The organism is Acinetobacter tandoii DSM 14970 = CIP 107469 (genome assembly GCF_000400735.1).
Taxonomy (GTDB): domain Bacteria; phylum Pseudomonadota; class Gammaproteobacteria; order Pseudomonadales; family Moraxellaceae; genus Acinetobacter; species Acinetobacter tandoii.
Genome location: NZ_KE007356.1, coordinates 1 through 1452 on the forward strand (window position 1 = coordinate 1; position 1452 = coordinate 1452).

2 protein-coding genes are annotated in these 1452 nt (G+C 35.1%); one reads left to right on the forward strand and one right to left on the reverse strand.

The features are described from left to right. Positions 1-367, forward strand: a 367-nt coding sequence (locus I593_RS20560) for a hypothetical protein (protein ID WP_016165581.1), incomplete at its 5' end; no start/stop codon positions are given. Positions 368-425: 58 nt separating this feature from the next. On the opposite strand, the gene I593_RS00110 is transcribed toward I593_RS20560, so the two are convergent. Beyond that, positions 426-1319 carry a replication initiation protein gene (locus tag I593_RS00110; protein ID WP_016165582.1) on the reverse strand — a complete coding sequence of 298 codons (894 nt, stop codon included), beginning with the start codon at positions 1317-1319 and terminating at the stop codon, positions 426-428. Positions 1320-1452 lie beyond the last annotated feature (133 nt).

A 1452-nucleotide genomic window follows, 5' to 3' on the forward strand; every position in this document is an offset into this window, starting at 1 on the left:
TTTTTTTTCAAGAAGAAAGAAAGCAATAAGTTCTTTTGATTCTATTGATGAAGCAGAGAGCTGGTTTAATAGTGAAGGAATTGATTTCCCTACCTTGCGTTTCAATACATACAATGATCCCCAATTAGCTAAAAATATTGGCGCTACTGTAATTGTTGGATTTGGTCAAAAAGCAGATGGGAAAGATGTTGGTTTCGTTATTGAAGTAGTCAAAGGTTCTGGAGTGGTTGAAAGTACATATATTGAACCTGTAGGAATAGCTTCACATCATAAAAAAGCTGCTTTCATGTCAAAAACTAATGGAAAATATCTTATAGATACATTGACGGAAATGGCTGTACTTCATAGGAAAAACTATCCTCAATAAAATAACTTTAAGCCTTACTAGCTCCATTATTTTCCTAAAGATAAATGATGGAGTCCTATTACAAATTCTTTAATTTTTTACGTCTGTAATAAGTACTTTGAGAAATTCCTAAAGCAAGCCACGGTTTAGTAGTAGCTTCTGAGGTAGGAACTGGTTTTCTTTTAGATATTTTTCCTCCAATCGCACCTTTTTTACTCTGACGATCTATAAATTCCTGATAATGATAGCCGTCTTTTTTCCAACAATATCGAGCAATGCTTTTTGCTGTTGCTTTAACCTCTGAATATAGTAATGGCTCTAAAAACGCATTATTTACGTTCTTACACTGTTTTAAGACTTCACCTAACCAAACATCAAATGTACTTCCTCGATGCGCTCTAATCGCTTTATATGCCCATTTACGCACTGTATCAAACATAATACAGTTGCGCCCAAGTCCTAAAACTTCCTGTTCTTTGCTTAATTTCTTGGGCAACTCTACAAAATCAGCTAAATAATCGAGCGTATAGGCTTGTTCAGTCCAAAAAGTGACACGCCAGTCTTTATGAAATGGATTTTTCGTAATGAGATGACTATAACCAACGTCTGCACCAAGTTTGTTGGCAAGCCCTGCTTGTACCTTTGAAGCGTAGGCTATTGCTTTTTGACTGCCAAACTCACTGGTACACAATGGAATTTCTAATTTATAGCAGAGATGAGCATGACCATTTTTTTGTGTTTGTGCTGTCCAGTAGGGCATTGGTAAATTTTCTTCATGCCACGCCATGACTGCATCTGAACGGTCTATGTCAAAAAAGAAGTAATGAAACATACAAGGCTGATTCCCTTGTATGTACTGCATATTGATTGCCGTTTTTTTCGGTCTTATTTTTAAGCCATACAGTAAATCATCTGCACAGTATGGTTTATGAGCAAGATTAGTAAAAAAATCTATTAATTGAGCATTATTCATATTATGCAACGTTCTAAAGGTTGCAAATGCTCAAAACATCAGTAAAATAACAAGTAACTAATTTGCGTTTACTGATGCTTTAAGTATTTGTTAAACAATGAGAAAAAAGTGAGCCTGCAAGCTTGCTTTTTTT